The sequence below is a fragment of the Novosphingobium sp. PASSN1 genome, assembly GCF_002278815.1.
This window is the reverse complement of record NZ_NKIS01000001.1, coordinates 175,115-201,814: the sequence shown is the minus strand read 5'-3', so window position 1 is coordinate 201,814 and position 26,700 is coordinate 175,115. Positions and strand designations below refer to the sequence as shown.

The following is a 26,700-nucleotide window of genomic DNA, read 5'->3' as shown; positions in this document are numbered from 1 at the left end:
CAGGGCGCCCGCTTAATGCTGAAGGTCGTATTGCTTGAGCAGGTCATAGAGTGTCGGCCGGCTGATCCCCAGCAGCCGTGCGGTGCTGGAAATATTGCCCTCGCTGCGCGCCAGCGCGTGGCGGATCATCTTGCGGTCCGTCGCCTCGCGCGCGGACTTGAGGTTGAGCGGGTTCGCCTCGTCCTCGGATGGCTCGGCCAGATCGAGATCGGCGGCGCCCACCAGCTTGCCATCGGCCATGATCACCGCGCGCTTCACCCGGTTTTCCAGTTCGCGCACATTGCCCGGCCAGGTCCACGCATCGATGGCCGCCAAGGCATCGGGCGCAAAACCCTTGACCGAAGGGTTCATCTCGGCGGCAAACCGCGTGAGGAAGGCCTTGGCCAGCAGCCCGGCATCGCCCGGCCGCTCGGCAAGGCTGGGAATGCGCACGACGATTTCGGCTAGCCGGTAGAACAAGTCCTCGCGGAAGCGGCCGTCAGTGATCATCGCCTCAAGGTTCTGGTGCGTGGCGCAGACAATGCGCGTGTCGACCTCGATCGAGCGCCGCCCGCCGATGCGCTCGATCGTGCGCTCCTGCAGGAAGCGCAGCAGCTTGACCTGCAGTGCAAAGGGAATGTCGCCCACTTCATCGAGGAACAGCGTGCCGCCGCTGGCCTGCTCGATCTTGCCCTCGGTGGTCTTCACCGCGCCGGTAAACGCGCCCTTTTCATGGCCGAACAGCTCGCTTTCGAGGAGGTTTTCCGGGATCGCCGCGCAGTTGATCGCCACGAACGCACCCTGCCGGCGGGGGCTCGCCTCATGCACGCCGCGCGCGAGGAGTTCCTTGCCCGTACCGCTCGCGCCCAGCAGCATGACCGAGACATTGGTGCCCGCTACGCGCTCGATGGTGCGCGCCACTTTCACCATCTCGGGCGCGCCGGTGATCAGGCGGCCCAGCACCTTGTTGCCTTCGGGCGCGCGTTCCGCCAGCTGGCGGTTCTCCGCCTCGATCCGGTGCAAGTGCAGCGCGCGCCGCACGATCAACCCCAGCGCGTCGATATCAACGGGCTTGGCGTAGAAATCATAGGCACCGTGCTGGATCGCCCGAAGCGCGCTTTCCCGCGCGCCGTGGCCGCTTGCCACGATCACCTTGGTATCGGGCTTGAGCGCCATGATCGCATCGAGCACGGCAAAGCCCTCGCTCGTCCCGTCGGGATCGGGCGGCAGCCCCAGATCGAGCGTCACCACCGCCGGTTCTTCCGAACGCAGCAGCGCGAGCGCGGTCTGCCGGTCGCCCGCGATGAACACCTCGAAGTCCTCGTAGGCCCACTTCAATTGGGCCTGAAGCCCCGGATCGTCCTCGACGATGAGCAGCTTGGGGAGCGCCTTCACGGTGCTCGGGGGCCGGTCCTGAATCATCACGCCACCTTTTTGTCGTCTGACTGATCGTCAGGAATTGTTGCAAGGCTGCCCGCCACCACCAGCGGCAGGCGCACCGCAAAGCGGCTGCCAAGGCCCTCGCGGCTTTCCACTTCCAGCCGTCCGTTCATCGCCCGCACCAGTTCGCGCGCTTCGAACGCGCCGATCCCGAAGCCGCCCGATTTGGTCGAGACGAACGGCTTGAACAGGCGGTTGCGCACGAAATCCGCGCTCATCCCGCAGCCGGTATCGGAAACCTCGATGACGCCGGTCATGCCGTCGGTCCGCGTCTGGAGAAACACCGCCATGCCCGGCTGGCTGGCATCGATCGCGTTCTGCACAAGATGCGCCAGAACCTGCTCCAGCGTCTCGCGGCTGGCCATGATCGGGCATGTCTGGCCCGGTGTCACATGGACCGTCCAATCGCCCCCGGCCCCGCGGTAGCGCGCCGCCACCGCTTCCACCACGTCGGCTGCGTCGATCATCTCCAGCCGCTGCACCCCTCCCGCACCATAGCGCGAAAGGCGGGCGAGCAAGGCATTCAGCTTGTCCGCCGCGTTGGTCAACGTCACCAGCATGTCCTTGCGGAAGGCCGGGTTTTCCGCATGACGCTCGGCATTGCGCGCCAGCAGCGCCAGCTGGCTCGCCAGATTCTTGATATCGTGCATCACGAAGGCGATGCGGCGGTTGAACTCGTCGAACCGGCTCGCCTCCAGCAGCGCGCTCTGCCCGTTGTGCTCGGCAATATAGCTCGCCAGCTGCTGGCCGACCACGCGCAGGAGGTCAAAGTCCTCCCAATCGAGCTTGCGCGCCAACGGTGGCCGCCCCAGCACGACGAGGCCGACGAGCCGGTCGAAATGGAGCAGCGGCACGACCGCCCAAGCACCATGTTCCTCCACCAGCCAGCGCGGCATCAGCGCGCCCTCGCCCTGATGGTCGGTCCCGGCGCGCACTTCATCGAGATCGACGATGAACCCGCGCGCCTCGAAGAATTGCGCGGTCGCGGCTGGCATCGCTTCGGCGGGAACGTCGATCGTCGGCCACTGCCAGCGCGCCGCGAGCACGAGATCGCCGCCCTCGCCGGGGATCAGCATGACGCCCGAGGCGCTGTCGGTGATATCGGCCAGCGCCTGCACCACGCGCGCATGCAGCGGCAGGGCATTTGGCCCGGCGCGGCCGATGGTGCGGGTCAAGCGTTGCCATTCGGCGCGGTAATCATAGCGGTGCTGGAAGAAGTGCTTGGCCAGCATCACGGTCAGCCAGCCGCGCAGCCGCCCTGAGGGCACCAGTGCGAGGATCACCACCGTGGTCGCAAAGGCAAAGCCGAGCTGGGCCAGTTGGCTGACATCGCCCCCCAGCCACGCCACCGATTGCGCCGCCGCGACCATGAGGATGAGGTAGCCGCCGATCACCAGCAGCGAGAGCGACTGGAACGCTACCGACCGGCTCGGCGAAAACCGCAGCGCCGAGCCGCCGCGCATCGCGCCCACCGCGACCAGCAGCATCGCCGCGATCTGCACGAGACCGCGCAGCGCCACCATTTCCATCGGCACCATGCGGCCGAGATAGGCGATGGTATAGAGATTGAGGTCGTAGCCCCACATCAGCGCCAGCGCGAGCGCGGTCCAGCGCACCGCATCACGCTGCCCGCTGAGCGCGCCGACATAAAGGTTGTGCACCAGCACCAGCGCGCCCGTCGTCAGCAGCAGGCGGAACATCACCGAAAGCTGGAAGATCATCGCCGTCGCGGCATCGATCCCGGCAAAGCGGATCGCCAGCAGCAGCAGCACGAACTGCATCATCTCGACCATCGCCAGCACGGCCAGCACAGGGCGCACCTGCACCACGCTGGTATGGCGGTTGTCGCGTGCGAACAGCGAGTAGACCACGACCAGCCAGCCAAGGTTGCGCACGATCTCGAACACTTGCGCGATGGCCGCATTGGGTCCGAGTGAAGACGTAACGAGCGCCCACCCTGTCGTCAGCGCCAACGCCGCCCTCAGCGCGCGGCTGCTTTCCTTCCCGCGCCGCCGCCGCTCGGCCAGCCACACCGTCAGCAGCATCGCCGCGAACGCTGCGGCGAGGTAGCTCCACTGGCTCAGGCCAGTCCATCCCAGCGGGCTGTGCATCCGCCCAGCGCCTAGCGCGCACCCTCGTTCCAGAGCACCACGCGCAGCGTCTGGAGGAGGATCAGGAGATCAAGGAACGGGCTGTAGTTCTTGGCGTAATAGAGATCGTATTCGAGCTTGTGGCGCGAATCCTCGATCGAGGCGCCATAGGGATAGTTGATCTGCGCCCAGCCGGTGATGCCCGGCTTCACCATGTGGCGCTCGGCATAATACGGCAGCTGGTCTTCGAGGCCCGAGACGAACTCCGGCCGCTCCGGACGCGGGCCGACAAAGCTCATCTCGCCCTTCAGCACGGTCCACGCCTGTGGCAGTTCATCGATGCGCAGCTTGCGAATCAGCTTGCCGATGCGGGTCACGCGGGGATCATCCTTGGACGCCCACTGCGCGCCTCCGGCTTCGGCATCGGTGCGCATCGAGCGCAGCTTGATCAGGCTGAAGTTCTGGCCATAGAGCCCGACACGGGTCTGCCGGAAGAACGCCGGCCCCCGGCTGTCGACCTTCACCAGCAATGCAAACAGCGCGATCACCGGCGCGGTGAACACCAGCAGCAGCAGGCTCGCGCAGATATCGAACAGGCGCTTGAACGCGCTCGAAATCATCCGGCCGGAGGAAAACCCGTCCGAAAAGATCAGCCAGCTGGGATTGACCGTGTCGAGATCGACGCGGCCCGTCTCGCGCTCCATGAATGTCGAGAAATCATTGACATGGACCCCGGTGGTCTTGATCCGCAGCAAGTCCTTCAAGGGCAGCGCATTGCGCCGCTCTTCCAGCGCCAGCACCACTTCGCTGACGCCGAGGTTTTCGACATAGCGCGTGAGATTGTGGATCGCGTTGCGGTTGATCGCTTCCTGGATCACCGGCGCGCTGTCGCTCATCCCGACAAAGCCGACGATGACGAAGCCTGCCTCCATCCTCTCGCCCAACTGGCGCAGCCGTTCGGCCCGGTCGCCCGCGCCCAGCACCAGCACGCGCCGCCGAAACACCGCCGTGCCGAGCAGGCCGCCCAGCAGGATGCGGATGAACACCAGCAGCGCCATCGCGATGAACATCGCGTAAAACAGATTGGACCGCCACAGCGTGCGCCCCGGCAGCATGAAATAGACGACCGACAGCGCGATGATACCCAGGCTGATCGCCACCATCAGGCGCGCGGTGGCATAGCGCATCGAACGCAGGGCATCCGAACCATAGACCCCCACCGCAATCATCGCGGTCTGGACGAGCCCGGCAAAGATCAGCAGCGGGATCCAGCGGTCCGCCACTTCGCCGCCATCGATGCCGATCTGGTGCGCCCGCACCGTCCAGCCCAGTTCGCCAGAAACGATCAGCAGCACGAAATCGAGCAGTGCCAGCAGGAACACCGCGTTGGGGATATAGAGCTTGAACAGGCGGATCATGGCAGCGCAATCAACCGGCGTATCGGCCCGGCATGGGCCTTCCGCGTGAAGGTTTAGGCCGCGAGGGGTAAAGCGTCGGTAAATTTGACAGCCGGTTTCGGCAGGTTAACCATAAAATGTCCCGATTTTGCGACGCCAGCTTGTCCGCTAGCACGATAATGTCGGCGGGGTTTACAGCCGCAGATTGTCCACGCTGCCGCTCTGGCGAAGCGGTGCAATCACTGGCATGTTACCTTGCATGCGAGAGAAGGAACTGCGCCTCGCGCTGGTCTGCTATGGCGGCATCAGCCTTGCGGTCTACATGCACGGCGTCACCAAGGAGATCTGGTACGCCACGCGCGCCAGCCGCGCGTTTCACGATGCCAGCCTGCCGAGCGATGGGGCCGAGGCGGTCTATCGCCGTCTGCTCGAAACGCTTGCGCACACGCGCGAGCTGCGCCTGCGGATCATCCCGGATATCATTTCGGGCGCCAGCGCAGGCGGGATCAACGGCGTGTTCCTCGCGCAGGCCCTCGCCAGCGGACAGAGCCTCGAACCGCTCACCCGGCTGTGGCTTGAACGCGCCGACGTCGAAGTCCTGCTCGATCCCGATGCCCGGCCTTGGAGCAGCTTTGCCAAGTTCTGGGCGCAGCCGCTGGTGTGGTTCCTCCTGAAGCGCCCGGGTAATGTCGTCAGCCGCACCGTCGCCTCGGCCAGAACGCGCAAGGAAGTGCGCTACAAGCTCTCCCACCTCATCCGCGCGCGCTGGTTCGCCCCGCCGTTCAGCGGGATCGGCTTCTCCCACCTTCTCGCCGAAGCGCTCGATGCCATGGGCGAAACCGGCGGCAACACCCCGCCGCTGCTTCCCGCCGGGCACCCGCTCGATCTCCTCGTCACCGCCACCGATTTCAACGGCCACCTTGAAGACCTGCAGCTCAACAGCCCGCCGGTGGTCGAGGAAAGCGAGCACCGCCTCGCCATCGGCTTTCGCCGCAATGCCGCAGCGGGCTTGGGCGAGGACTTGGCCGAGCGCGCCGAACTGGTCTTCGCCGCGCGCTCCACCGCCAGCTTTCCCGGCGCATTCCCCCCGCTGATGCTGTCCGAAATGGACAGCCTGATGCGTGAACGCGGCCTTGCGTGGACGGGGCGCGATGCCTTTCTCAAGCGCGTGATGCCCAGCCGCTGGAAGCGCGGGCAACTCGCGGATGTCGCGCTGGTCGATGGCGCAGTGCTGGTCAACCGCCCCTTCGCGCCCGCCATGGCAGTGCTGCGGGATCGCCCCGCCCAGCGCGAGGTGGATCGCCGCTTCGTCTATATCGACCCCAGCCCGGTTCGCCTTGAACCGACCGATCACCTCGAACGCACCGTCGGATTTTTCTCGGCGATCTTCGGCTCGCTCTCCTCGATCCCGCGTGAACAGCCGATCCGTGACAACCTCGAGGCGCTGGAGGCCCAATCGCGCGAACGGGCGCGGCTGCGCATGATCGTCGATACCTTGCGCAGCGAAATCGACGCGGCAGTGGAGCGCCTGTTCGGCTACACCTTCTTCTTCGACCAGCCCAATCAGAAACGCCTCACCGCATGGCGCGCCAAGGCGCAGCAGGCCGCCGCCGAACAGGCCGGGTTTGCCTTCCACGGCTATGCGCAAGTGAAGCTCGCCGGCGTGGTCACCGCGCTCGCGGGCGTGATCGAGGAAGCCCTGATCGATCCTCCGCCGCGCGGCAACGTGGAAGCGCAGCTGTGGGCGCACCTCGCCGCGCTCGGCTTTGATCGGCTGGCGCTGGCCAAAGGCGGCGCGACGGCAGAGGCCATCGCCTTCTTCCGCGCGCACGATCTGGGCTTTCGCATCCGCCGCCTCAAGCTGCTCGCCCGGCGACTGACGCAGGATTGGGACGATGCCGAGGGGATCACCCCGGCCGAGCGCGAAGCCGCGCGCGACGTGGTCTACCGGGCGCAGGCGCTCTATCAGGCAAAGCAGACCGCAGCCGGGCTGGGCGAAGATTTCGCCGAAGCCGCCGCCGCCGCGCTGACCCATCCCGCCGACGTGTTGAACGCAATCGCCGACCGGCGCGATCTTGCGGGGATCGATCTTGCCGTCGATGCGATGATCGTCGAAGGCCTCGCCGCGATGAGCAAGCCGCTACGCCGCCGCTTCCTTTATGCCTATCTCGGCTTTCCGTTCTACGATGTCGCCACGCTGCCCTTGCTACAGGGCGAAGGCATGGGCGAGTTCGATCCCGTCAAGGTCGACCGCATATCGCCCGAAGACGCGACCTCGATCCGCACCGGCGGCACCTTCGCCTGCCTCAAGGGGATCGAGTTCTTCCACTTCGGCGCGTTCTTCGCGCGCGCCTACCGCGAGAACGACTACCTCTGGGGCCGCCTCCACGGCGCAGAACGCACGATCGACCTGATTGCCTCGACGGCTGAGCCACCGCTGCCACAAGGCGTGATCCGCGCATTCAAGCGCGACGCCTTCCTCGCCATTCTCGAAGAGGAAAAGCCGCGCCTCATGGCCGAGCCCGGCATGGTCGATGGAGTGATCGCCGAAGTGAACGCAATGTTCGGGGGGGGCTGAACGGCCCCCGCGCCCGCTACTCCGTCAGATCGCTCCAGGCATCCTTGATGCGGTCGAAGAACCCTTTGGATTGCGGGGTTTCCTCGCCCGTCTCGGTCGCCTGAAACTCGCGCAGCAGTTCGCGCTGGCGGGCCGAGAGCTTGGTCGGCGTTTCGACCTGAATTTCGATCACCAGATCGCCCGCGCCGCGCGCCTGCAGCACCGGCATACCCGCGCCGCGCTTGCGCAGCTGCTTGCCCGATTGGATCCCGGCGGGGATCTCGATCTTGTGCCGCGCGCCGTCAACACCGGGAATCTCGATCTCGCCGCCCAATGCCGCCTTGGTAAAGCTGATCGGGCAGCGCGTGAGCAGCGTCGTACCCTCGCGCTCGAACATGCGGTGGCGCTTCACGTGGAGGAAAATGTACAGGTCGCCCGGCGGTGAGCCGAACGGCCCCGCCTCGCCCTTGCCCGCAAGCCGGATGCGCGTACCGTTATCGACCCCCGCCGGGATCTGCACTTCCAGCTTCTGCTCGGCATCGACGCGGCCTTCGCCCCGGCAGCTCTTGCAGGGGCTTTCGATCACTTCGCCGCGCCCGTGGCAGGTCGGGCACGTGCGCTCGACCATGAAGAAGCCCTGCTGCGCGCGCACTTTGCCGTGCCCGCCGCAAAGGTTGCAGCGCCGCGCCGAAGTGCCCGGTGTCGCGCCGCTGCCGCCGCAAGGCTCGCACCCCTGCGCCACTTCGACCGCGATCTCGGCCTGCTTGCCGTGGAAGGCGTCTTCCAGCGTAATTTCCATGTCGTAGCGCAAGTCCGCGCCGCGCCGGGCTTGCTGACGCCCTCCGCCGCCGCCGAAAGCGCCGCCGAAGATCGTCTCGAAAATATCGCCCAGATCGCCGAAATCTGCGCCCGCGCCAAAGCCGCCGGGACCGCCGCCGCCGCCCTGCTGGAACGCAGCATGGCCATAGCGATCATAAGCCGCCCGCTTCTGCGGGTCGGAGAGGCAGGCATAGGCCTCGTTGATCTGCTTGAACTTCGCTTCGCTGTCCGCGCACCCGGGGTTCTTGTCCGGGTGAAACTTCATGGCAAGCTTGCGATAGGCGGACTTGAGAACTTTCTCGTCCGCAGTGCGCTCAACCTCGAGCAGTTCGTAGAAATCGATCTCTGCCGACATTGCGGTCCCCATTCAAGGCGAACGGCCCGCTGCCATGTCCCGAAAGAGACAGGCAGCGGACCGGTTCAGCGCAACATCACTTGGTGTCGTCGACTTCCGAGAACTCGGCATCGACCACGTCATCGGCGTCCTTCGGAGCCGCGGCATCCGGCGAAGCAGCAGCAGCCTGCTCCTTCTCGTAGATCGCCTGGCCCATCTTCATCGCCTTTTCAGTCAGGGCCTGGGTCTTGGCGTTCATGTCGGCCGGATCGCCGCCCTCGATCGCCGTCTTGGTCTCGGCAATCGCGGCTTCGATTTCAGCCTTCAGGGCGGCGTCGATCTTGTCGCCGTTCTCCTCAAGCTGGCGCTCGGTCGCGTGGACAAGGCTGTCAGCGTTGTTGCGCGCCTCGGCTGCCTCGCGCCGCTTCTTGTCCTCTTCGGCAAACTTTTCGGCATCGCGCACCATCTGGTCGATGTCGTTGTCCGAAAGCCCGCCCGAGGCCTGGATGCGGATCTGCTGCTCCTTGCCCGTGCCCTTGTCCTTGGCAGACACGTTCACGATGCCGTTGGCGTCGATGTCGAACGTGACTTCAATCTGCGGCACGCCGCGCCGCGCGGGCGGAATGCCGACGAGATCGAACTGGCCGAGCAGCTTGTTGTCCTGCGCCATCTCGCGCTCGCCCTGGAACACGCGGATCGTCACCGCCTGCTGGTTGTCCTCGGCGGTCGAGTAGACCTGGCTCTTCTTGGTCGGGATCGTCGTGTTGCGGTCGATCATCTTGGTCATGATGCCGCCCAGCGTCTCGATGCCCAGCGAAAGCGGGGTCACGTCGAGCAGCAGCACGTCCTTCACGTCGCCCTGCAGCACGCCCGCCTGAATCGCCGCGCCCATGGCGACGACTTCGTCCGGGTTCACACCAGTGTGCGGTTCCTTGCCGAAGAACTCCTTCACGATTTCACGCACGCGCGGCATGCGCGTCATGCCGCCGACGAGCACGACATCGTCAATGTCCTTGGCGGTGAGGCCCGCATCGGCAATAGCCTTGCGGCACGGTTCCAGCGTGCGCTGGATCAGGCCCGAGACGAGCTTTTCCAGATCCGAACGCGTGACGTTCTCCACCAGATGCAGCGGGGTGGTGCTGCCACCTTCCATGCGCGCGGTGATGAACGGCAGGTTGATCTCGGTCGTCTGCGCGCTCGACAGCTCGATCTTGGCCTTTTCGGCGGCTTCCTTGAGCCGCTGGAGGGCCAGCTTGTCGGTGCGGAGATCCATGTTCTCCTTCGACTTGAACTTGTCTGCGAGGTACTCGACCAGCACGTTGTCGAAGTCTTCACCGCCAAGGAACGTATCGCCGTTGGTGGACTTCACCTCGAACACGCCGTCGCCGATTTCCAGCACCGAGATGTCGAACGTGCCGCCACCAAGGTCGTAGACCGCGATGGTCTTGCCGTCCTGCTTGTCGAGGCCATAGGCGAGCGCGGCCGCGGTCGGCTCGTTGATGATGCGCAGCACTTCAAGGCCCGCGATCTGGCCGGCGTCCTTGGTCGCCTGGCGCTGCGCGTCGTTGAAGTAGGCCGGCACGGTGATCACCGCCTGCGTCACGGTCTCGCCAAGATAGCTCTCGGCGGTTTCCTTCATCTTCTGCAGGATGAAGGCCGAAATCTGGCTGGGGCTGTAGTCTTCGCCGCCTGCCTTGACCCACGCGTCGCCGTTCTTGCCCTTGACGATGCCATAAGGAACCAGCGCCATGTCCTTCTGGGTCATGGGATCTTCGAAGCGGCGGCCGATCAGGCGCTTCACCGCGAACACGGTGTTGTCCGGGTTCGTCACAGCCTGGCGCTTGGCCGGCTGCCCGATCAGGCGCTCGCCGTCCTTGGTGAACGCGACGATCGAGGGCGTGGTGCGCGCGCCTTCGGAATTTTCGATGACCTTCGAGGTGCCGCCGTCCATCACCGCAACGCAGCTGTTGGTCGTGCCGAGATCGATACCGATAACTTTAGCCATGGTGTTCCTGTTTCCTTGTCAGCGAGACGCCGCCTGTGAAGCGCCCCCCGAACCGGGCAAGCCTTCGTCTATGCAGCTCTTTCATCGGGCGATATAGGTCGCCTTCGCCCCGGGACAAGGCCCACGCCCACGCCTATGTTACATCTCGTTTCCAAACTGGAGAGAACCTCGATGCGCCCCATGCGTTCTACCGCTCTTGCCGCCCTTGCCGCCACGAGCTTGCTCGCGCTCGCAGCATGCGGCGGTAACGCGCCCGCGCCCGATGCCAGCGGTGCGGCGGCGGCCGATGCAGGCGCCGCGCCCGACGCAAATGCGCCTGATAATGCGCCGCATGTCAGCGTGATCGATCCGGTGATCAAGCTCCCCGCCGTCGCGGGCGCTCCGGGCGTGCTCTACTTTACGATCCAGCAGGATGCGGGCAAGCCCAACACGCTGGCCGCCGTCCATGTCGATGGCGCAGAACGCGCCGAAATGCATGAATCGAAGACCGAGAACGGCGTCACTTCGATGGAACCGGTGAAGGCCGTGGAGTTCAGCGAGGGCAAGCCTGCGGAATTCAAGGCAGGCAGCTATCATGTCATGCTGTTTGGCATCGCCAGCACGGTCAAGGCGGGCAAGGATGTCGAGGTGACCTTCACCCTCGCCAATGGCGACAAAGTCAGCACCTTCGCCAAAGTCGAGGAAATCGGCGCGATGGAAGGCATGATGGACCATATGTGAGCGGGCTTCCCGCCCTTCGGCCCGGGGGTGAGCGGCCCCTCACCCCCGGCGAATTCGATCTGGCCCGCGGCGTGTTCGGCGAGGCGCTCGACCTTGCGCCGGTGCGCATTCGCCGCCGCCGGTTCTTCCCGTTCCAGCCGCGCGGCACGGTAATGGCGCCGATGGGCCACATCCATTTCCATCCGACTAGCGAGGCTTACTGCGATGATTTCAGCACGGCCCCACTCGGGGATCAGGGCCTGCTCATCCACGAACTCGTCCACGTGTGGCAAAGCCAGCAGCACGGGCGGTTCTATCTGCCGCTGATGCGCCACCCGTTCTGCCGCTATTCTTACAGCTTCGATGCGGCTCGGCCCTTCACCGCTTATGGCATCGAACAGCAAGCCGAGCTCGTGCGCCACGCGTTCCTTGCGGCACAAGGCGCGCCGTCACCCCTCGCCCCGCCGCTGGCGGTGCTTGCGAATGTGCTTCCGTTCGGCGGTGTGGCAGAAATGCGGGCCTGAAGATTGCGCCAGCCGAAACGGCCGCCCGCTCCAGCTGGCCCCCGGCTCCTGCACAAGGCAGCATTACAAGACGGTTTTTCAGGAAAGTCCGCCATGCCGCACGCCGTCGATACCCACGCCATTCTTGATGCCGTCGCGGCTCCGCGCGGGGGCATGCGCAATGTGTTCGATGATATCGATCCCAGCCGCCTCGCGCACATCTGCGTCGATCTGCAGAACGGCTTCATGGAGGCAGGCTCGCCGGTCGAAGTGCCGATGGCGCGCGAGATTGTCGGCAATGTGAACCGCATCAGCGCCGCCGTGCGCGCCAGTGGCGGGCTCAACGTGTTCCTGCGCTTCACCACACCCGATGCGGCCAGCTGGTCGGTATTCGTCCGCCGCCTTGGCGCAGGCGCCGCCGCCCACCGCGCCGCCTTCACGCCGGGCGCGCATTACCACGATTTCTGGCCCACGCTCGATGTGCAGGGCGGCGACGCGGTGGTCGACAAGCACCGCTTCAGCGGCTTCACCCCCGGCACCAGCGATCTGGATGCGGTGCTGAAGGCGCGCGGCATCGATACCGTGCTGATCACCGGCACGCTCACCAACTGCTGCTGCGAAAGCACCGCGCGCGATGCGATGCAGCTCAACTACCGCGTGCTGATCGCCGCCGACGCCAACGCCGCGTTGACGGACGCCGAACACGCCGCCACGCTGCACAACATGGCGTTCGTGTTCGCCGATCTCTACGATACGGATGAGGTGGTGGCGCTGCTGAGTCGCTGATCAATCCGGCGCTGATCAATCAGGCTTTTTCGCCACCGCCACCATCGCTGCGCGCAGCAGGCGGTCCTTGATCATGTAGCCGGCCTGCAATTCCTGCAGCACGGTGCCCGGCTCCACATCATCGGAAGGGATTTCCAGCATCGCCTGATGCTGGTGCGGGTCGAGCGGCAGGCCCTTGGCGGCAATCCGGCTGATCCCGTGGCTTGCAAACACCTTCTCGATCTCGCGGCCCGTGGCTTCAAGCCCCGCGACGAGGTTCTTCATCTTGTCGTCCTCGCGCAGCTCTGCCGGAATCGTCTCCAGCGCGCGCGAAAGGTTGTCCGCCACCGAAAGAATGTCGCGCGCAAACGCCGTCGCGGCATAGGCGCGGGTATCGGCCACTTCCTTTTCCATGCGGCGACGCACGTTCTGCGTCTCCGCCTTGGCATAGAGCACGTCCTGCTTCGCCGCTTCGAGATCGCCCTTCAGCGCCTCGACCACATCGGCCAGCGCATCGCCGCCATCGGTCAACTCGGAAGGCACGCCCTCCAGTTCGGCAGCCACTTCGGCGTCTGTCGGGCGCGTGTCGTTGTCAGTCATTTCCGTGTAAATCCATCTTGCGTGATGATCCTGCCCAGCGATTGGGCTGTGAAATCAACCATGGGGACAACCCGCGCATAATTCAACCGCGTCGGCCCGATAACCCCAACTACGCCGACCACGCGCCCATCCCCATCGCGCCAGGGGGCTGCGATCACCGAAGAGCCGGAGAGCGAGAAAAGGCGGTTCTCGCTGCCGATGAAAATGCGCGCGCTATCCGCCTCGCGCGCGGCATCGAGCACGCCCGCAATCGCCTCGGCGCTTTCCAGTTCGTCGAGCAACTGCCGTACTCGCTCGATATCACCCAGCGCCGCTTCATCCAGCAGATTGGCTTGGCCCCGCACCACCAGCACTGGCCGCTGCGCCGCATCGCGGCTCCACACCGCAAGCCCCCGCTCGACCAGCGCTGCGCTGGCGGCATCGAGCGCGCTGCGCCCGCCCGCGATCTCGGTCTGGATCGCCCGCAGCGCATCGGCCAGCGTGCGCCCGGCCATGCGCGCGGTGAGATAATTGCCCGCCTGCTCCAGTGTCATCGCATTGGCAGCGCCCGGCAGATCGATCACCCGGTTTTCGACACTGCCGTCATCGCCCACCAGGACGACCAGCGCGCGGCCCTGCCCCAGCGCTACGAACGAGACTTGCGCCAGCCTCAGTTCGCGGCGCGGCACCATGACAACGCCCGCCGCCGCCGAAAGATCGGAAAGGGCGGAGCTTGCCGCCGCCAAAGCTGCCTCGATCGTGCCGCCCTCGGCCAGCCCACGCTCGATCTGTGCGCGGTCTGCCGCAGAGGGCTCCGCCACTTGCATGATCCCGTCGACAAACAGCCTGAGGCCCACCTCGGTCGGCATCCGCCCCGCGCTCGTATGCGGCGCGGCCAGCAGGCCCGCATCCTGCAATTCCTGCAGAACCGAACGGATCGAAGCGGGCGAAAGCGACACCGCCCCGCTGCCTGCCAGCGTGCGCGAACCCACCGGCAGGCCGCTGGCGATATAGCCTTCGACCACCAGCCGGAAAATGTCGCGAGCGCGCGTGGAGAGTTCGGAAAGTCCGGGTCCAGCCATGTGCCTCATCTAGGGCAGTTTTCCGCGCCATGAAAGGGATCGGCTTACCAGCCTGTGCGTTAGCCCCTTTCCTTCCGCGCCTGCACGGCTAAAGGCAGCGCAAACTCGAACCAAAGGAATTCCCATGCGTCCCTCAGGCCGCGCCGCAGACGAAATGCGCGCCATCACTGTTGAAACCGGTTTCACCAAGCACGCCGAAGGTTCGGTGCTGATCGGCTTCGGCGATACCAAGGTGCTCGTCACTGCCTCGGTCGAAGAGCGCGTGCCGCCGTTCATGCGCGGCAAGGGCGAAGGCTGGGTCACGGCGGAATACTCGATGCTCCCCCGCGCCACCCACACGCGCGGCAGCCGCGAAGCCGCCAAGGGCAAGCAGTCGGGCCGCACGCAGGAAATCCAGCGCCTGATCGGCCGCTCCTTGCGCGCCGTAACGGACATGAAGAAGCTCGGCGAACGCCAGATCACTTTGGACTGCGACGTGATCCAGGCCGACGGCGGCACCCGCACCGCCTCGATCTCCGGCGCATGGATTGCGCTGCGCCTTGCCGTGCAGGGGCTGATGGACAGCGGCGCGATCAAGGAAGACCCGCTGACCCGCAAGGTCGCCGCGATTTCCTGCGGCATCCATAATGGCAACCCGGTGCTCGATCTCGACTATATCGAGGACAGCTCGGCTGATGCCGACGCGAACTTCGTGCTGATCGAAGGCGGCCACATCGCCGAAGTGCAGGCGACGGCCGAAGGCGCGACCTATGACGAGGAAGGCTTGCTGCGTCTCCTGCGCCTCGCCCGCATCGGCTGCGGCGAAATCTTCGCGGCGCAGGAAAAGGCAACCAAGCGGTGACACGCCTGCTCGCGCCCGGAAAGCTCGTCATCGCCACGCACAACGCGGGCAAACTGCGCGAGATCCGGGCGCTGCTGGCCCCTTATGGCATGGAGTGCCTTTCCGCTGGCGAACTCGGCCTGCCCGAACCGGCCGAGACCGGCACGACCTTCGCCGAAAACGCCCTCATCAAGGCCCACGCCTCGGCCAGCGCCTCGGGCCTCCCTGCGCTTGCGGACGATTCGGGCCTCTGCGTCAGCGCATTGGGCGGCGCGCCCGGCGTCTACACCGCCGATTGGGCCGAAGCCGCGCCCTTTGAAGGCGGGCCTGGCCGCGACTGGTACATGGCGATGGGCAAAGTCGAGGGCAAACTGGCCGAACTCGGCCCACAAACCCCTCGTGACTGCTGGTTCGCTTGCGTCCTCGCGCTGGCATGGCCCGATGGCCGCGAGGCGGTGTTCGAAGGCCGCGCCCCCGGCACGCTGACGTGGCCGCCGCGCGGCACGCTCGGCTTCGGCTATGACCCCGTGTTCGTGCCTTCAGGCGATACCCGCACTTTCGCCGAGTTGGACCCCGCCGAAAAGCACAAGATCAGCCACCGCGCCGACGCTTTTTCGAAGCTCGTTTCTTCGGCTTTGACTTGACCGGCGCGGCCGCCACGGCTGGCGGCGCACTCGTGGCAGGCGCAGCCACAACTTTCGCGGCATAATCGAATACCGGCTTGCCCACCGTATTGCCCGCCGGCCAATAGCGGCACACCAGAAAATCGCGCCGCGCATTGCTCGCAATCGTGCAGCCCACCTCGCGCGTATCCTGCCACATAAGCTGGGTATAATGCCCCACGTCCTGCCAGTTCCCGGTGGTCGACACATCGGGGAAGGTGCCGCGCTTGAACTGCTTTCCCTCCTCCACGAAGAAGGCGATCATCTCTTCCGGGCTGTAGTCACCCTTCGATCCGAACCACAGGTTTTCGCCCTCGCCGCCATCGGCCCCCACCGGCGCATGCTCGAACATGTCCGATGTCGCGAGGGTCTGCGCCCACTTGCGAGCGTGATCTGCCAGCTTGGCGCTCCACGCCAGCGGCTTCAGCCCCAGCCGTGCGCGCTCTGCGTTCTGCGCATCGAGCAGACGCTGGGCCACCCCCTCGCCCGGCACCACCGTCACTTGCGCCGCTGCGGGCTGGCTGGCCGCAAGCGCCGCCAGAACACATGCAAGAATGCTTCGTCTGCCCGGCATATGCGCTGTTCCTCCGGCTTTGGCCCTTGACTTTGGGCACGGGACTCAGGCTGAAAAGGGGAATGGCCTTTGCCCTCTATATCCACTGGCCGTTCTGCCTCGCCAAGTGCCCTTATTGCGATTTCAATAGCCATGTCCGCGAACGCACCGACATGGCGGCATGGCAGGCCGCGTTGCTGGCCGACATGGCCCATGAAGCGGCGCTGACCGGCGGGCGCGAGCTGACCTCGATCTTCTTCGGCGGCGGCACCCCTTCGCTGATGCCGCCTGCCCTTGTCGCCGTGCTGATCGAAGCCGCCAGCCGCCACTGGACCTTTGCGCCCGGTATCGAGATCACGCTGGAGGCCAACCCCTCCTCGGTCGAAGCCGCCAACTTCGCCGCGCTGGCGGGGGTCGGCATCAACCGCGTCTCGCTCGGTCTGCAGGCGCTCGATGATGCAGCGCTGACCTTCCTTGGCCGCCTGCACAATGCGTCCGAAGGCCTTGCCGCGCTGGAGGTAGCGCAGCGCCATTTCGCCCGCGTCAGCTTCGATCTGATCTATGCGCGCCCCGATCACACGCCCGCTTTGTGGGAAGCCGAACTCACCCGCGCGCTGGCGCTCGGCACCGGCCACCTCTCGCTCTACCAGCTGACCATCGAACCCGGCACGCGCTTTGCCACGCTGGTGCGCGAGGGGCGCTTCACCCCGCTCGATGATGATGCGGCAGGCGATCTGTTCGCCCTCACCCGCGAAATGACGAACGCGGCAGGCCTCCCCGCCTACGAAATCAGCAACCACGCCCGCATCGGCGAGGAAAGCCGCCACAACCTCACCTATTGGCGCTATCAGGATTATGCCGGGATCGGCCCCGGCGCCCACGGACGGCGCGGCGGCTTTGCCACGGTGCGCCACAAGAAGCCCGAAAACTTCCTCAAGGCCGTCAGCGCGCAAGCGCACGGCATCGCCGAAATCCGTGAGCTTGGCATTCGCGAGCAAGCCTCCGAAGCACTCCTCATGGGCCTGCGCCTGGCCGAAGGCATCAGCACCGCCGCGCTCGCCGCCCGCTTCGGCCTTGCGGAAACCGACCTCATCCATCCGGCCAAGCGCGCGTTCTATACTGCGCAAGGCCTGCTCAGCCCGCGCACCGACCGCCTGATCGTCACCGAAGCCGGTATGCCGCTGCTCGATGGCCTGCTGGGCGAACTCGTCCCCGCCGGGCTGGCGCTGGCATGAGCGCACCTGATCTGCTCGAAGCCTGGCGCGATCACCTCGCGCTCGCCCGCCGCCGTTCGCCCCACACCGTGCGCGCCTATGTCGCCACCGCCGCGCGCCTCCTCGCTGCGCTCCCGCCGCCGCAAGACTGGGCTTCGCTGGCCGCGCTCGATATCGCGAGCGTCCGCCGCCAGCTCGCCGCCCGGCGCGAAGACGGCATCGGCAATGTCTCCGCCGCGCGCGAACTCTCGGCGCTGAAAGCCTTCCTCGGCTTTGCCCGCACGCAGGCCGGCATGGCCGAAGCCCCGCCGCCCCGCCTGCGCGGCCCCCGCATCAAGAAGGGCTTGCCCCGCCCCGTCACCCCGGATGACGCGGTAAACCTCGCAGCGATGGTAGCCGACGAAGGCGCCGAGCCGTGGATCGGTGCACGTGACCGGGCCGTGCTCCTCCTGCTCTACGGCGCGGGCCTGCGCATTGCCGAGGCACTCTCGCTCACCGCCGCTGCGCTGCCGCTGGGCGATGCGCTCACCGTCACCGGCAAGGGCAGCCGTCAGCGCGTCGTGCCGATCCTCCCCATCGTGAAAGCTGCGGTGGAGGACTACGCCGCCAAAGTGCCCTGGCCGCTGGAACGCGATGCCCCGCTGTTTCGCGGCGCGAAAGGCGGCCCGCTCGCGCAAGCGATGATCCAGCGCGCCGTCGCCCGCGCGCGCGTGGTGCTAGGTCTGCCCGCCACCGCCACGCCTCACGCCTTGCGCCACAGCTTCGCCACGCACCTGCTGGGCGCGGGCGCAGACCTCAGGAGCTTGCAGGAGCTGCTGGGTCACGCCAGCCTGTCCTCCACCCAGATCTACACCAAAGTCGATGCCGCCACGCTGCTGGATGTCTATCGCAGCGCGCATCCCAGAGCCTAGCCGCGCGCCTAGGCGGGGCCTACTTCCCCGCCGCCCTCGGCAGGCGCAGCACCGCCATCAGCCCACCCAGATCCTCGCTCTCGCCTAGCGTAATCGCCCCGCCATAAAGCTCGGCCACATCGCGCACGATGGCCAGCCCCAGCCCGGTTCCCGGCTTGCCGGTATCGAGCCGTGCCCCGCGCGCAAACAGCTTGCCCCGCGCCTCATCGGGGATGCCCATCCCGTCATCCTCAATCCAGATTTCGCAGGTCTTCGGATCGTCCGGCACCGCGTCCATCGTCACGAACACCGATCCGCCGCCATATTTGGCCGCGTTCTCGATCAGGTTGCCGAGGATTTCATCGAGATCCTGCCGCTCGATCGCGACATTGGCCTCGCGGTTGCCGTCCATGTCGAAGCGCACATGAGGATAAAGCCGCACCACCGCGCGCTCCACGGCTTCCGCACTTTCGCCCACGCTGGCGCGCGCAAGTCCCGTGGCGCGGCGGCCCACGGCGCGCGCGCGCGCCAGGTGGTGGTCCACTTGCCGCCGCATCACCGCCGCCTCGCGGATCACGGTGTCCGCAAGATCATCCGCCTTGGCGGTCGCCGCGTTCATCACCACGGTCAGCGGGGTCTTCAGCGCATGGGCGAGGTTCCCGGCATGGGTGCGCGCTTCCTCGGCCTGCCGCTCGGAATGTTCGAGGAGACCGTTGATCTCCTCGACCAGCGGCTGCACTTCCAGCGGTAGCGGCTCGTCCACCCGCCGCGCCTGTCCTTCGCGCATGTCGGCAATCGCGCGGCGCACGCGGCGCAGCGGGCCAAGGCCGTAGTAGGTCTGCATCGCCGCCATCGCGATCAGGCCTAGCGCCAGCACCACGAACGACCAGATCAGGATCGCCCGGATCCGCCGGATCTGCGCATCGAGCTCGCTGCGGCTGGCCGCCACCGCAAACTGCCATTTGATCGGGCTGCCCGGCAGGATCACCGACCGCTCGATGATCCGCAGCCGCTCCTCGCCAAACTGCTCGCTGTCATAAACGTGCGGCGTCCCGTCGAAGTGGTCACTTTTCAGCTTGAGCGTGCGATCCCACAGCGAGCGCGAGGGGAAATCCTCGTGCCCCTTGCCCGAAATCTGCCAGTAGAGACCGCTATTGGGCTCAAGAAACCGCTGATCGCCCAGCGCGCGGTTGAAAAACACCTCGCCGTCCGGTCCGATCTCGGCCGAACCGACCATCGCGGTCAGCATATAGCCGAGCTGGTCATCGAAATTTCGGGTCGCCAGCCCGGTCATCGTCCGGTCGAGCGCGAGGCCGCCGCCCAGCAGCAGGACCGAAATCCACGCCACCGCAATCAGCAGCATCCGCCGCGTCAGCGAACCCGTGTGCGGCGCCGTCGCCGGGGCCGCATTGGCCGCCGGCGGTGCCTCAGGGGTGATCACGGCGTGCTCCACCTCGGCTCAGCGCCGGCCTGCGGATCAGCCGCGCCCGCCGTGCGCCGGATCGTCGAGGCTATAGCCCAGCCCGCGGATCGTGGTGATCACATCCGGCCCCAGCTTCTTGCGGATGCGCGTGACGAACACCTCGATCGTGTTCGAATCGCGGTCGAAATCCTGATCGTAGATATGCTCGATCAGTTCGGTGCGGCTCACCACCTTGCCTTTGTGATGGAGCAAGTAGGAGAGCAGCTTGTATTCCTGCGCGGTCAGCTTCACCGGCTCGCCGTCCAGCGTCACGCGGCCCGAACGGGTATCCAGCCGCACGCCGCCCGCAATCAGCTCGGACGAGGAATTGCCCGAAGCACGGCGGATCAGCGCGCGCAGGCGGGCAATCAGTTCTTCGCTCTGGAACGGCTTGGCGAGATAATCGTCCGCCCCGGCATCAAGCCCCGCCACCTTGTCCGACCAGCTGTCACGCGCGGTCAGCACCAGCACCGGAAACGTGCGGCCTTCCTTGCGCCACATGCCCAGCACGGTCAGTCCGTCGATCTCCGGCAGGCCCAGATCGAGCACGACCGCATCGTAATCCTCGGTCGATCCCATGAAATGGCCGTCCTCGCCATCGACCGAAAGATCGACGGCATAGCCGTTCGCTTCGAGCGTGGACTTGAGCTGCTTGCCGAGAGTGGGTTCGTCCTCGACGATCAGGATGCGCATGGCTTGCCCCTTGCTGCGCCGCACACTGGCGGCACGGAATATGAACAGGCTTGATGGAGCGACAAACATGAACGGTCAAGGAACGGGCCGTTCTGCTCCCCGCAAGACTCGCCAATCAGCGCGATTCGCCCAGAATCTGCCCCGTGCGCGCGTCCACATCGACAAACACCACGCGCCCGCCCTGAATGAACTTCAGCCGATAGGCCATCGCGGTCGGATCGTATTCGGGGCCGAGATACTGCATCCCGCGCTTGGTCGGCAGCACGCGCGCCTCAATCTCTCGCAGCGAACGCACGTTGCCATTACGCAGATCGCGCCGCGCCTCACCCTGCTCATCGGCGCGTTGCTGCGCATCGGCGGCAGGGGCAAGCGAAACGAGGAGGCCAAGGGCGAGCAGAGATGTGGTCCAACGCATGATGCGAAGCGGCATAGACTGCGGCCTTTGAATAGCTTGTGAACGCATAGCTTGTGAACGTGCGGGGGGAAGCGGTCCCCCCAAGGCTCGCTCCCCTAATCCGGCAATATGACAGAACGAGCAGCCTCATGCCAAGCCGCCTTGCGCAGATACTGGACCTTGGCCCCTGCCCCGGCTAAGCGCGGCCCATCATGGCAGCAGCACCTATTCTCAGCTGGGAAGGCCTCGGCCTCAACCAGGGCACAAGCTGGCTGTTCAAGGACCTCGATGTCCAGATCGGCCCGCGTGATCGCCTCGCCCTCATCGGCCGCAACGGCGCGGGGAAAACCACGCTGCTCAAGCTCATCGCGGGCACCGTCGATGCAGACAAGGGCACCCGCTCGGTCCAGCCGGGCACGCGCGTCGTCACGCTGGAGCAGGACCCGTTCTTCACCGGCTATGAAACCCTCATGGACTTCGCGCTTTCCGGCAAGGACGCCCCGCCGCGCCATGAAGTCGAATCCATTGCCGGGCAGCTTGGTATCGACCTTTCCCGCAAGGCAGACAGCGCCTCGGGCGGCGAACGCCGCCGCGCCGCCCTCGCCCGCGCGCTCGCCAGCGAGCCTGATCTCCTGCTGCTGGACGAGCCGACCAACCACCTCGATCTCGCCGCCATCGAATGGCTGGAATCCTGGCTGCAACGCTACAATGGCGCCTTCGTCGTCATCAGCCACGACCGCACCTTCCTGGAGCGCCTGACCAGGGCGACGCTGTGGCTGGATCGCGGCTCGCTCCGGCGCCGCGAAATCGGCTTCGGCGGCTACGAAGCGTGGATGGAAGCGGTCTACGCCGAGGAAGCCCGCGCGGCGGACAAGCTCGACGCCAAGCTCAAGATCGAAGCCCACTGGCTCGAACGCGGCGTCACCGCGCGGCGCAAGCGCAACATGGGCCGCCTCGAAAAGCTCTGGGAAATGCGCGCAACCCGCGCCGCGATGCTCAGCCCGCAAGGCGCGGCCAAGCTCACCCTCGCCAGCGATGATGCCAAAAGCAAGGCGGTGATCGTCGCGGACAAGATCACCAAGCGCTTCGGCGAACGCGTGATCGTCAAGGACTTCTCCCTGCGCATCACCCGCAAGGACCGCATCGGCCTCGTCGGTGCGAACGGCGCAGGGAAAACCACGCTCCTCAAGCTCCTCACCGGCGAACTGGAGCCGGACAGCGGCACCGTCACGCTGGCGAAAACGCTCACCCCCGTCATCATCGACCAGCAGCGTAGCCTGATGTCGCCTGAAAAGCGCATCCGCGATGTGGTCGCCGAAGGCAGCGATTGGATCGACGTGCAGGGGGTGCGCAAGCACATCCACGGCTATCTCAAGGACTTCCTGTTCGATCCCGGCATGGTCGAAGCCCGCGTCGGCACGCTTTCCGGCGGTGAACGCTCGCGGCTCCTGCTGGCGCGCGAATTTGCCCGCCCCTCGAACCTCCTCGTGCTCGACGAGCCAACCAACGACCTTGATCTCGAAACGCTCGATCTGCTGCAGGAAGTGATTTCGGACTACGACGGCACCGTCCTCATCGTCAGCCACGACCGCGACTTCCTTGATCGCACCGTCACGATCACGCTCGGCATGGACGGCTCGGGCAAAGTCGATGTGGTCGCGGGCGGCTATGCCGATTGGGAAAAGCAGCGGAAGGCACGCCTCGCGGGCAAGCCCGTGGCGCGCGAAACGGCGGACAAACCCGCCGCCGCGCCGCCGCCGCCCCCACCGTCCAAAAAGGCCAAGCTCACCTACAAGGACCAGCGCGACTACGAGCTGCTGCCAGACCGCATCGCCGAACTGGAAAAAGCCATCGCCCTCGATGAAGCCGCGCTGGCGGACCCGGACCTCTACACGAAGAACCCCGCCCGCTTCGCTGCGCTCACCGCGTCGCTGGACAAGGCCCGCGCGGAGAAGGACGCAGCGGAAGAGCGCTGGCTGGAATTGGCGGAGATGGTGGAGGGCTAACGACGTTGGGTTCGGTCAGACGGACTGCAAACGCCCCAGTTGCGGAAATTCTGCAGGCGTTCTAAATCCGCGACAATGCGTGTCTTTCTCGCCCTTGTCGTGGTCATCATCGGCTACGCACTTCTGCTTGCCTCGCCTGGCATGATAACATTGAAATTCTCGCTTTACCTCGTTCTCGCGCTGATTTGGCTCGCGGCATCACTGCTGGCAGTCTGGCGTGTGCCGTCGCGGGGGTTCAAGGTGATCATGTCGGTCACTATCGGGCTCGCTTTCGTCTCGTGGCCGATCAATGCTATGTTTGTCGGATGTTACGCGTTCAATGACTGCCCTTGAGCGGCGGCTTCCCACCAATCCCAGCCATCATGGCTCATCAAATCGCCACCGAAAACCCAACGTCGCCCCGTGCTTGACACGGGGCTTGGCTACCTTCCAGCGTTGCCCAACGGCCCGCCTTCCGCCGGGTACCACTGGTCCCAAAGGTCGAGCCAATCGGGATTGTCTGCCTCGATCAGCGCGAACTTCCATTCCCGGCGCCATTTTTTGACGAGCTTTTCCCGTGCGATGGCGGGTTCGATTTCCTCGTGCCGTTCGGCGTAGACGAGCCTGGTCTTTCCGAAGTCCCTGACATGGATTGAGCCTTCATTCTCCCGGTGCTGCCACACGCGCCGCGTGAGATCGGAGGTGACGCCAACATTTGTCCCGCCGCGATAGCGGTTCGCCATGATGTAGACCCAGCCGCCCTTTTCCATCTGGCATTCATGCCAAACGAAAGGTCGCAAGAAAAGCCAAGCCCCGTGTCAAGCACGGGGCGACGAAGAAGGTGGTTGCAGGAATGGCCGGAACCCACCCACTTTCAGCCATCATGGCCCACCAATTCGCCATCTAAAACCGACCGTCGCCCCGAGCTTGACACGGGGCTTGGCTAACTTTGGGCCTCACCGCCCGGCACCGCGCCCGCCGGGTGCTACTGGTCCCAGACGCCAGCCCCCTCTCACCCAGCCAACCGCTCCGCCGTGCGCTCCTCGATCCGCTTTTCCAGCATGAACAGCGGCATCGTGCCTTCCTCCAAAATCCCATGGAACCACGGCAGGCCGAACTTGTCCCCCAAGGCCGCCTGCGCCTTCGCCCGCGCCTTCACCCACGCGGTATGCCCGATCTTGTAGCTGCACGCCTGCCCGATCATCACGCAATAGCGCTCCACCTCGCGCTGGCTGCGCGCCTGCGCGAAGCCGGTGGTGGCGACCATATAGGCGGTCGCCTTCTCGCGGCTCCAGCGGTAGTGGTGGATGCCGGTATCGACCACCAACCGCGCCGCGCGGAACCATCCCTCACCCGAGCCCATAAAATCCCGCCACCCGGTCGAGCGCCAGTTCCAGCACCAGCTTGCCACTGCGCGCGGGCCACGCCAGCGCCTTTTCCGCCGCCGGCACGCCTTCGCCCGCGCAGACCACGCGCCACAGGATATCCGAAAGCCCCGGCCCCGCCGCCGCAATCGCCCCGTCAAACCGCCGCCTTGCCGCCAGTTGCCGCTCGCTCTGCGTCAGCCCCGGCTCCCCGCCCGCGATCCGCACCGGATCCCAGCGCATCGTCACCGATGGCGCGAGCTCTGCCCGCTCCCAATCCGCGCGGAGCCGTTCGCCCGCTGCGAACTGCCGATCATTCAGATGCCCGCGCGCATGGAGCCACGTCAACGGCGACTCGGCGAGGTTCACCCGCACACTGCGCACCGCGCCGCCGCCCCCACCGGGACGAACCCCGTCCAGCCCCCGCGGCCCTTCCTCGGTCAGTTCACGATTCACCAGAACTTGCGCCATCACGCCCCTCCATCGAACAAATCAGGAACAATTGAGGTCTTGCCGGAGAGTCGCGCCTGTAGGAAAGCGCAAAACTTGTCCCCGCGTCCAAAAGCTGTAAAAGCAGCCGAAAGGCCCCAAAGAGTGCGCCGCCAACCATGATCAACCGCATCCGCGATATCCGACGTCAAAAGGGCCTCACGCTGGCCGATGTCGCCGCGCGCTGCGCGCCGCCCACCACCGCGCAAACCATCGGCCGCCTCGAAACGGGGATGCGCTCGCTTTCGCTGGGCTGGATGAACCGCATCGCCGCCGCGCTCGATGTCGATCCGCAGTTGCTGGTCAAGGCCGAAGCCGAAGCCGAACCCCAGATCATCGCCCGCCTCGCTGCGGGCGGCGCAGAAGCACTGGCCAAGCCGATGTCCGCCGTGTTCCCGGTCGGGCCCGGCTCGGCGCAGATGGTCGTGATGACAGTCGAAGCAAGCGCGGGTGAATACCGCGCCGGCGATCAGGTCTGGCTCAAGCAGGTCGACGCTGCCGATTTCGCCCGCGCGCTCAACCGCGATGTGCTCGCCCCCCGCCCCGGCGGCCGCTTCGCCTTCGGCCGCATGATTGATCGGGACGGAGACCGCGTGGCCCTGCTCCCGCCCGGCGTCGGCCAGCGGCAGGTGGTGATCGATCATCCCGCATGGCTCGGCGTGGCCGAACTGCTCGTCCGCTCGCTCTGACGTCCTCCAGATCGGTCCAATGAAGCGCCGCCTGCTGTCGATTTCGACGCTCTATCCCGCACCTGTCCGTCCCGGCTTCGGCCGCTTCGTCGCGCGCCAGATGGAGGCGCTGGCGGCGCGCGGGGATTGGGACGTGACTGTCATCAACCCTATCGGCCTGCCGCCGCCGCCGTTCAGCAACGTGGGCCGATACAAGCCGCTTTCAGCGATCCCGCAACTGGAAACCGGCGGACCGATCCCTGTCTACCACCCGCGCTTCACTTTGATCCCGCGCCTTTCAATGCGCATCAATTACCTGATGATCGCGCACGCCGTGCTGCCGCTCGCCCGCCGCCTGCATGCCGAAGCGCCATTCGATCTGGTGGATGCGCAATTCTTCTATCCCGATGGCCCTGCAGCCGCCCGCGTGGCCGCTGCGCTCGGTCTGCCTCATGCGATCAAGGCGCGTGGCTCAGACATTCACTTGTGGGGCCAGAGCAAAACAGCACTTGGCCAGATGCGCCGCGCCGCGCGTGATGCATGCGCCGTACTCGCCGTGTCTGCCGCCCTGGCGCGCGATATGGACACGCTCGGCCTTGCCCCACCATCCGGGATCACGGTCCACTATACTGGGCTGGACCACGCCCGGTTCCAGCCGCTCCACCGCGCCGAAGCCCGCGCCCGGCTTGCCGCCAGCCTCCCAGCCCTGTCGCTGCGCCCGCAAGACCGCCTTGCCGTCTGCGTCGGCGCGCTGATCACGATCAAGGGACAAGCACTCGCCATAGAAGCGCTGACCAGCCTGCCCGGCGATATCCATCTCGCGCTGGCAGGCACGGGCGCGGATGAAGCCGCCTTGCGCGCCCGCGCCGCCGCGCTGGGCATTTCCAGCCGGGTGCACATGCTCGGCGCAGTCAGCCACGATGTGCTGCCCACGCTGCTCAGCGCCGCCGATGTCATGGTCCTGCCGTCAGAGCGCGAGGGCCTTGCCAATGCGTGGATCGAAGCGCTCGCCTGCGGCACGCCGCTGGTGATCCCGCCCATCGGCGGCGCGGGCGAAGTGATCGCCTGCCCCGCTGCCGGACGCCTCGCCGAACGCACGCCCGCCGCCATTGCAGCGGCCATTGCAGACTTGCTCGCAGCGCCGCCCGCGCAAGCAGACGTCGCGGCCTGCGCCGCCCGGTTCAGCTGGGCCGCAAACGCCGCCGCGCTGGCCGGGATCTACGAAAAGGCTGTCTCAGGCGCCTGATGCGCAGCCGG

The 26,700-nt window shown here is 66.1% G+C and carries 25 protein-coding genes and 1 pseudogene; 12 read left to right on the top strand and 14 right to left on the bottom strand.

Annotated elements, in window-relative coordinates:
• Positions 1-12: 12 nt before the first annotated feature.
• Genes prsR through CFE35_RS00875 form a run of 3 tightly spaced genes read right to left on the bottom strand, consistent with a single transcriptional unit; the run spans position 13 to position 4,927 of the window.
• Positions 13-1,401: a PEP-CTERM-box response regulator transcription factor gene (gene prsR, locus CFE35_RS00885; protein ID WP_292926976.1), complete on the bottom strand. Its 1,389-nt coding sequence runs from the start codon at positions 1,399-1,401 to the stop codon at positions 13-15.
• Positions 1,401-3,530 (bottom strand): XrtA/PEP-CTERM system histidine kinase PrsK, encoded by a 2,130-nt coding sequence (gene prsK / locus CFE35_RS00880; protein WP_292926974.1) that lies wholly within the window; start codon positions 3,528-3,530, stop codon positions 1,401-1,403. The genes prsR and prsK overlap by 1 nt, the downstream gene beginning before the upstream one ends.
• 11 nt (positions 3,531-3,541) lie before the next feature.
• Complete coding sequence (locus CFE35_RS00875) at positions 3,542-4,927, bottom strand: TIGR03013 family XrtA/PEP-CTERM system glycosyltransferase (RefSeq protein WP_292926972.1); 1,386 nt, start codon at positions 4,925-4,927, stop codon at positions 3,542-3,544.
• Positions 4,928-5,165: 238 nt separating this feature from the next.
• Between CFE35_RS00875 and CFE35_RS00870 the strand changes: the two genes are divergently transcribed.
• Positions 5,166-7,484: a patatin-like protein gene (locus tag CFE35_RS00870; protein WP_292926970.1), complete on the top strand. Its 2,319-nt coding sequence runs from the start codon at positions 5,166-5,168 to the stop codon at positions 7,482-7,484.
• A gap of 16 nt (positions 7,485-7,500) precedes the next feature.
• On the opposite strand, the gene dnaJ is transcribed toward CFE35_RS00870, so the two are convergent.
• Positions 7,501-8,637: a molecular chaperone DnaJ gene (gene dnaJ / locus CFE35_RS00865; protein ID WP_292926968.1), complete on the bottom strand. Its 1,137-nt coding sequence runs from the start codon at positions 8,635-8,637 to the stop codon at positions 7,501-7,503.
• Between the two features lie 76 nt (positions 8,638-8,713).
• Complete coding sequence (gene dnaK / locus CFE35_RS00860; RefSeq protein WP_292926967.1) at positions 8,714-10,621, bottom strand: molecular chaperone DnaK; 1,908 nt, start codon at positions 10,619-10,621, stop codon at positions 8,714-8,716.
• 180 nt (positions 10,622-10,801) lie between these two features.
• On the opposite strand from dnaK, the gene CFE35_RS00855 reads away from it, so the two are divergent.
• The 3 genes from CFE35_RS00855 to CFE35_RS00845 all read left to right on the top strand — a co-directional run bounded on the left by CFE35_RS00855 (position 10,802) and on the right by CFE35_RS00845 (position 12,609).
• On the top strand, positions 10,802-11,341 hold the full coding sequence (locus CFE35_RS00855) for a copper chaperone PCu(A)C (RefSeq protein ID WP_292926966.1): 540 nt from the start codon (positions 10,802-10,804) through the stop codon (positions 11,339-11,341).
• The gene (locus tag CFE35_RS00850; protein WP_292926964.1) at positions 11,338-11,844 is read left to right on the top strand and encodes a vgr related protein; all 507 of its coding nucleotides are present in this window, start codon (positions 11,338-11,340) and stop codon (positions 11,842-11,844) included. The genes CFE35_RS00855 and CFE35_RS00850 overlap by 4 nt, the downstream gene beginning before the upstream one ends.
• A gap of 93 nt (positions 11,845-11,937) precedes the next feature.
• A complete protein-coding gene (locus CFE35_RS00845) occupies positions 11,938-12,609 on the top strand; it encodes an isochorismatase family cysteine hydrolase (RefSeq protein WP_292926962.1) in 672 nt (223 codons plus the stop codon).
• 15 nt (positions 12,610-12,624) lie between these two features.
• On the opposite strand, the gene grpE is transcribed toward CFE35_RS00845, so the two are convergent.
• Both grpE and hrcA read right to left on the bottom strand, forming a co-directional pair.
• Positions 12,625-13,188 (bottom strand): nucleotide exchange factor GrpE, encoded by a 564-nt coding sequence (gene grpE / locus CFE35_RS00840; protein WP_292926960.1) that lies wholly within the window; start codon positions 13,186-13,188, stop codon positions 12,625-12,627.
• Complete coding sequence (gene hrcA / locus CFE35_RS00835) at positions 13,185-14,249, bottom strand: heat-inducible transcriptional repressor HrcA (RefSeq protein WP_292926958.1); 1,065 nt, start codon at positions 14,247-14,249, stop codon at positions 13,185-13,187. The genes grpE and hrcA overlap by 4 nt, the downstream gene beginning before the upstream one ends.
• A 124-nt stretch (positions 14,250-14,373) precedes the next feature.
• Here hrcA and rph point away from each other — a divergent pair, with 124 nt between their 5' ends.
• Positions 14,374-15,090 carry a ribonuclease PH gene (rph, locus tag CFE35_RS00830; protein WP_292926956.1) on the top strand — a complete coding sequence of 239 codons (717 nt, stop codon included), beginning with the start codon at positions 14,374-14,376 and terminating at the stop codon, positions 15,088-15,090.
• A complete protein-coding gene (rdgB, locus tag CFE35_RS00825) occupies positions 15,087-15,713 on the top strand; it encodes an RdgB/HAM1 family non-canonical purine NTP pyrophosphatase (protein WP_292926954.1) in 627 nt (208 codons plus the stop codon). The genes rph and rdgB overlap by 4 nt, the downstream gene beginning before the upstream one ends.
• On the opposite strand, the gene CFE35_RS00820 is transcribed toward rdgB, so the two are convergent.
• Positions 15,661-16,305: a CAP domain-containing protein gene (locus CFE35_RS00820; RefSeq protein WP_292926952.1), complete on the bottom strand. Its 645-nt coding sequence runs from the start codon at positions 16,303-16,305 to the stop codon at positions 15,661-15,663. The genes rdgB and CFE35_RS00820 overlap by 53 nt on opposite strands.
• Before the next feature lie 62 nt (positions 16,306-16,367).
• Between CFE35_RS00820 and hemW the strand changes: the two genes are divergently transcribed.
• Positions 16,368-17,519: a radical SAM family heme chaperone HemW gene (gene hemW, locus CFE35_RS00815; RefSeq protein WP_292926950.1), complete on the top strand. Its 1,152-nt coding sequence runs from the start codon at positions 16,368-16,370 to the stop codon at positions 17,517-17,519.
• A complete protein-coding gene (locus tag CFE35_RS00810) occupies positions 17,516-18,409 on the top strand; it encodes a tyrosine recombinase XerC (protein WP_292926948.1) in 894 nt (297 codons plus the stop codon). The genes hemW and CFE35_RS00810 overlap by 4 nt, the downstream gene beginning before the upstream one ends.
• 19 nt (positions 18,410-18,428) lie before the next feature.
• Here CFE35_RS00810 and CFE35_RS00805 read toward each other — a convergent pair whose 3' ends face one another.
• From CFE35_RS00805 to CFE35_RS00795, 3 genes are all read right to left on the bottom strand, one after another.
• Positions 18,429-19,751 (bottom strand): HAMP domain-containing sensor histidine kinase, encoded by a 1,323-nt coding sequence (locus CFE35_RS00805; protein WP_292927749.1) that lies wholly within the window; start codon positions 19,749-19,751, stop codon positions 18,429-18,431.
• Positions 19,752-19,865: 114 nt separating this feature from the next.
• A complete protein-coding gene (locus tag CFE35_RS00800) occupies positions 19,866-20,543 on the bottom strand; it encodes a response regulator transcription factor (RefSeq protein ID WP_292927747.1) in 678 nt (225 codons plus the stop codon).
• Between the two features lie 115 nt (positions 20,544-20,658).
• Positions 20,659-20,958 (bottom strand): PepSY domain-containing protein, encoded by a 300-nt coding sequence (locus CFE35_RS00795; RefSeq protein WP_292926946.1) that lies wholly within the window; start codon positions 20,956-20,958, stop codon positions 20,659-20,661.
• A 191-nt stretch (positions 20,959-21,149) separates the two neighbouring features.
• Between CFE35_RS00795 and CFE35_RS00790 the strand changes: the two genes are divergently transcribed.
• Both CFE35_RS00790 and CFE35_RS00785 read left to right on the top strand, forming a co-directional pair.
• On the top strand, positions 21,150-22,943 hold the full coding sequence (locus CFE35_RS00790) for an ABC-F family ATP-binding cassette domain-containing protein (protein ID WP_292926944.1): 1,794 nt from the start codon (positions 21,150-21,152) through the stop codon (positions 22,941-22,943).
• Between the two features lie 75 nt (positions 22,944-23,018).
• Positions 23,019-23,276, top strand: coding sequence for a hypothetical protein (locus tag CFE35_RS00785; RefSeq protein ID WP_292926942.1), 258 nt, complete (start codon positions 23,019-23,021; stop codon positions 23,274-23,276).
• Positions 23,277-23,365: 89 nt separating this feature from the next.
• Here CFE35_RS00785 and CFE35_RS00780 read toward each other — a convergent pair whose 3' ends face one another.
• The 3 genes and pseudogenes from CFE35_RS00780 to CFE35_RS00770 all read right to left on the bottom strand — a co-directional run bounded on the left by CFE35_RS00780 (position 23,366) and on the right by CFE35_RS00770 (position 24,757).
• Complete coding sequence (locus tag CFE35_RS00780; RefSeq protein ID WP_292926940.1) at positions 23,366-23,722, bottom strand: GIY-YIG nuclease family protein; 357 nt, start codon at positions 23,720-23,722, stop codon at positions 23,366-23,368.
• Positions 23,723-23,934: 212 nt separating this feature from the next.
• Positions 23,935-24,264, bottom strand: a pseudogene (locus CFE35_RS00775) (DUF885 family protein); the annotation flags it as partial.
• Positions 24,265-24,271: 7 nt separating this feature from the next.
• A complete protein-coding gene (locus CFE35_RS00770) occupies positions 24,272-24,757 on the bottom strand; it encodes a DUF6456 domain-containing protein (RefSeq protein WP_292926938.1) in 486 nt (161 codons plus the stop codon).
• 137 nt (positions 24,758-24,894) lie between these two features.
• Here CFE35_RS00770 and CFE35_RS00765 point away from each other — a divergent pair, with 137 nt between their 5' ends.
• Both CFE35_RS00765 and CFE35_RS00760 read left to right on the top strand, forming a co-directional pair.
• Positions 24,895-25,464: a helix-turn-helix transcriptional regulator gene (locus tag CFE35_RS00765; RefSeq protein WP_292926936.1), complete on the top strand. Its 570-nt coding sequence runs from the start codon at positions 24,895-24,897 to the stop codon at positions 25,462-25,464.
• Between the two features lie 19 nt (positions 25,465-25,483).
• The gene (locus tag CFE35_RS00760) at positions 25,484-26,689 is read left to right on the top strand and encodes a glycosyltransferase (RefSeq protein WP_292926934.1); all 1,206 of its coding nucleotides are present in this window, start codon (positions 25,484-25,486) and stop codon (positions 26,687-26,689) included.
• Positions 26,690-26,700 lie beyond the last annotated feature (11 nt).

Coding starts and splice junctions, on each gene's coding strand:
- prsR (WP_292926976.1), bottom strand. CDS start 1,401: ATGATTCAGGACCGGCCCCCGAGCACCGTGAAGGCGCTCCCCAAGCTG.
- prsK (WP_292926974.1), bottom strand. CDS start 3,530: ATGCACAGCCCGCTGGGATGGACTGGCCTGAGCCAGTGGAGCTACCTC.
- CFE35_RS00875 (WP_292926972.1), bottom strand. CDS start 4,927: ATGATCCGCCTGTTCAAGCTCTATATCCCCAACGCGGTGTTCCTGCTG.
- CFE35_RS00870 (WP_292926970.1), top strand. CDS start 5,166: ATGCGAGAGAAGGAACTGCGCCTCGCGCTGGTCTGCTATGGCGGCATC.
- dnaJ (WP_292926968.1), bottom strand. CDS start 8,637: ATGTCGGCAGAGATCGATTTCTACGAACTGCTCGAGGTTGAGCGCACT.
- dnaK (WP_292926967.1), bottom strand. CDS start 10,621: ATGGCTAAAGTTATCGGTATCGATCTCGGCACGACCAACAGCTGCGTT.
- CFE35_RS00855 (WP_292926966.1), top strand. CDS start 10,802: ATGCGTTCTACCGCTCTTGCCGCCCTTGCCGCCACGAGCTTGCTCGCG.
- CFE35_RS00845 (WP_292926962.1), top strand. CDS start 11,938: ATGCCGCACGCCGTCGATACCCACGCCATTCTTGATGCCGTCGCGGCT.
- grpE (WP_292926960.1), bottom strand. CDS start 13,188: ATGACTGACAACGACACGCGCCCGACAGACGCCGAAGTGGCTGCCGAA.
- hrcA (WP_292926958.1), bottom strand. CDS start 14,249: ATGGCTGGACCCGGACTTTCCGAACTCTCCACGCGCGCTCGCGACATT.
- rph (WP_292926956.1), top strand. CDS start 14,374: ATGCGTCCCTCAGGCCGCGCCGCAGACGAAATGCGCGCCATCACTGTT.
- CFE35_RS00820 (WP_292926952.1), bottom strand. CDS start 16,305: ATGCCGGGCAGACGAAGCATTCTTGCATGTGTTCTGGCGGCGCTTGCG.
- hemW (WP_292926950.1), top strand. CDS start 16,368: ATGGCCTTTGCCCTCTATATCCACTGGCCGTTCTGCCTCGCCAAGTGC.
- CFE35_RS00810 (WP_292926948.1), top strand. CDS start 17,516: ATGAGCGCACCTGATCTGCTCGAAGCCTGGCGCGATCACCTCGCGCTC.
- CFE35_RS00805 (WP_292927749.1), bottom strand. CDS start 19,751: ATGCTGCTGATTGCGGTGGCGTGGATTTCGGTCCTGCTGCTGGGCGGC.
- CFE35_RS00800 (WP_292927747.1), bottom strand. CDS start 20,543: ATGCGCATCCTGATCGTCGAGGACGAACCCACTCTCGGCAAGCAGCTC.
- CFE35_RS00795 (WP_292926946.1), bottom strand. CDS start 20,958: ATGCGTTGGACCACATCTCTGCTCGCCCTTGGCCTCCTCGTTTCGCTT.
- CFE35_RS00790 (WP_292926944.1), top strand. CDS start 21,150: ATGGCAGCAGCACCTATTCTCAGCTGGGAAGGCCTCGGCCTCAACCAG.
- CFE35_RS00785 (WP_292926942.1), top strand. CDS start 23,019: ATGCGTGTCTTTCTCGCCCTTGTCGTGGTCATCATCGGCTACGCACTT.
- CFE35_RS00770 (WP_292926938.1), bottom strand. CDS start 24,757: ATGGCGCAAGTTCTGGTGAATCGTGAACTGACCGAGGAAGGGCCGCGG.
- CFE35_RS00765 (WP_292926936.1), top strand. CDS start 24,895: ATGATCAACCGCATCCGCGATATCCGACGTCAAAAGGGCCTCACGCTG.
- CFE35_RS00760 (WP_292926934.1), top strand. CDS start 25,484: ATGAAGCGCCGCCTGCTGTCGATTTCGACGCTCTATCCCGCACCTGTC.